Annotated in this window: 2 protein-coding genes; one reads left to right on the top strand and one right to left on the bottom strand. The window is 55.1% G+C overall.

Annotated elements, in window-relative coordinates; translation table 11 throughout:
- A partial coding sequence (locus F4Y38_13005; protein MXY50201.1) for an amino acid permease occupies positions 1-416 on the bottom strand: 416 nt, incomplete at its 3' end.
- Positions 417-1365: 949 nt separating this feature from the next.
- Here F4Y38_13005 and ltrA point away from each other — a divergent pair.
- Entirely contained in the window at positions 1366-2706 is a 1341-nt protein-coding gene (ltrA, locus tag F4Y38_13000; GenBank protein ID MXY50200.1) for a group II intron reverse transcriptase/maturase, read from the top strand.
- The last annotated feature ends 515 nt before the right edge of the window (positions 2707-3221 follow it).

The raw sequence follows: 3221 nt of genomic DNA, 5'->3' as shown, positions 1-3221 counted from the left end.
AGCAGGAGTTCTCCTCGCCCGTCTCCAACCCAGCTCCACTGTTCCGCAAGAGCTGGGAATAGTCGGATTGCACCTTCAACGGCAAAGACAGCGAAGCCGAGTGAATAGAGCACGCCGGCTACGATCGAGGCAAACCAGACTACCCACCCCACGATGAATGCAACCTCGATCGAGACTACTCGCTTCGCGTAGGCATACGTGCCGCCGGACTCAGGGTAGCGGGAGGCTAGTCGCACGAAACTGACAGCCGTAAGGAATGCAATGCCTCCATTGAGTGCAAAGGCTACGATAGCAGCCGTGCCGGCAGTGGCGAAGGCAACACCTGCAAGCGCAAGAATGCCGCCCCCAACTATCGCACCCACGCCAAGTGCGGTTGCGCCGAAACGACCCAAATGCCGTTCGTCACCGTTGCTCATTTATTCGTAAACAGAATCTGCTCTAGGCTAGAATGTAGCCCCATTCGGTAAACAATGTTCCATTTACTTCCAAAAGGTCTCACATCCTGTCAAAGCAGCACTTTCTCGCATATTACTGTTGGTGGCAAACTCCACGTACATTATTCTCGTACTTTATCTTTACACTGAGTTGTCGCACTAGAATCTCTATCAAAATCTCCTCGATTGGAGGCTAACATTGTTCTGGGAGTGTCAAACTAACTGCCGCTGGTCAACTAGGAAGCATCCCAAAATCAGGAATGTCCGTGTGCGAATGCCGTCATCTCCGCAATACTGAGGGATGCAAGTTCTCCGCGACAGAACCGGGTGTAAGGGAACAGCAACAAGTGGGACCTGCGAAGGTCATTTCAATTACTTGGAACGCGCGTGGCAGGGTAGGGATACCCATGATATCCCTTTGCGATAACCGACATCTTGCGTGCGCCGTGGAAAGGCGCTTTCCTGTGGTGGGTGCGAATCCCACCCGACACCTGTCGCTCCGGTTGGTAGCGGCCTTAACGTATAATCGAGGTAACGAGATGATATGAAGCATTAAGGTTAACGGGCTACGTAGAGTAGCTTAGCGACCATGCGGGCCGGAACGCGCAGTGAACGCCGAGCAGGCCTCGAAACCGGTAATGTGAGTGTCGACCCTCCGTAAGTATGGGGAAGACTGGCGCGTCTTGGGAAGTGAGCGACCCGAGCACCAAGGCGGCTCACCGGGGTAGTGGCGCTGGCACGCATGGAAGATCAGGGAAGCAGCAACACGGGAAGCCCTGTCGGTGCTGACGCACACGGCAACCGGGACTCCACGAGGAGCAGACCGGGCTGGCAGGGTGGCGGATGGGTCCGTAGTACCGCAGAAGCGGGGTAATGTCTGTGGAGGGAAGGGGCCCTGAGTTGAACACAGTATGGATAAGGACGAAGGGACATGATTACTGACACACGTCTAACAGGATCTGAAAAAGTTCGGAGACTCCAGACCGTACTACATGCGAAAGCGAAGGAATCGGCCGACCACCGATTCCATGCCCTTGCGGATAAGGTTTGGCGGATGGATTTTCTTTTGGAAGCGTGGAAGCTGGTACGCCGAAACGGTGGCAGCGCAGGCGTGGACGGAGAGACGATCACGGATGTTAAACAACGGGGAGTGGAAGGATGGTTGCAAGAACTGTCGCAGGACCTACGGGAGGGTACCTATACGCCGAAGGCGGTACGTCAGGTACTGATTCCGAAGAAACAGCCAGGGAAGTTTCGCCCGTTAGGGATTCCATGTCTTCGGGACCGGGTGGCCCAGACTTCGACGATGATGGTACTATCGCCGATCTTTGAGGCAGACCTCCAACCGGAGCAGTATGGGTATCGCGAGGGACGAAGCGCCCAGGATGCGGTAAAGCGTATCCATCATCTGTTGAACCGTGGACACCATGAAGTGGTGGATGCGGACTTGTCGAACTATTTTGGCGAGATTCCCCATGCGGAGTTGATGAAGAGCTTGGCGCGCCGCATCAGTGACGGGCGGATGCTCAGACTGATCAAAGCGTGGATGGAGATGCCGGTAGTGGAGGAAGACAAGACAGGCGGGAAACGACGTACGAATCGCGCACGACGGGAACGGAAGGGGATGCCTCAGGGCAGTCCGATATCCCCACTGTTGAGCAACATTTACATGCGCCGTTTTATACTTGGCTGGAAGCTGTTGGGCTATGCTCGGCAGTTTGGCGCGGAGATAGTATGCTACGCAGACGATTTTTGTGTACTGGGGCGTGCATCGGCAGCAGAGATGTTGCTGGTGATCACCCGGCTAATGGATCGTTTGAAGCTCCCCATCAACGCGCAAAAGACCCGATGCTTACGATGCCCCGAAGAGGTGTTTGAGTTTCTCGGATATCGCATCGGCTGGAACTACCGCCCGAAAACGGGGACGAGGTACATCGGTACCCGCCCGAGCAAGGGGAGTGTCCAAAGCATCTGCCGTCGCATTAGCGAACAAACGGATAGTCGATTCGGATTAATGGACGCGGAAGAGATGGTACGCCGTCTAAACTGGATACTCTCCGGTTGGGCGAACTACTTCACGCTGGGGCAGGTGAGCCCTGCCTACCGTGCGATTGACCGACACGCAACGCGGCGGCTGCGACAGTGGTTCTGTCGGAAGCATAGGATGAAGTCCAGGAAGCATGTGCGCTTCTCGGACGCTAGGCTACGGGAGACCTACGGTCTACAATATCTTGCGCCGAAGACGAAGGACTTTCCGTGGGCGAAGGCATGAGTTCAACTGAAAGCCGGATGCGGGAAAACCGCATGTCCGGTTTGACGAGCAGGAGGCCGGAGACGACTTATGGGAGCCTGATTGAGGGCCAAAGCGAAAGCGATGGATATGCCACAGGACCCTAAGAGCACCGCGCCGGCCTCTTGACTCTACCAGTGAATGCGCGTTTTGGATCGTAGCAACTCCACATGGACCAGCAATCATGCGTTACCGTCTTCCGAGATCCAAGCACATGAATACAAGTCTGACTAGCCCACGAAGCCACTAGACCGCTTCTTCTCAAGCCAAACTGCGCATTACTTGTAAACAAACGTTGCGCCCCGTTAGCTCTACTTGAGTTGACCCACTCAATGTACGAGGGTTTTGCGGGGGAACACAATGACAAATATGCGTTGGCTCCAGTTTCCCGAGATTGGCATGCGGCGCGCCGTGACCAGTTGAGCCAGTAGTCTCAATTCTGGGACTCCAGTTCTTCCAGTGAAGGAATTAGCTCATCTTTCACCCATCCGAAATCT

It is taken from the genome of Gemmatimonadota bacterium (assembly GCA_009838645.1).
Lineage (GTDB): Bacteria > JAAXHH01 > JAAXHH01 > JAAXHH01 > JAAXHH01 > JAAXHH01.
The sequence above is the reverse complement of the archived record's forward strand: the minus strand, read 5'-3'. Positions and strand labels throughout refer to the sequence as shown.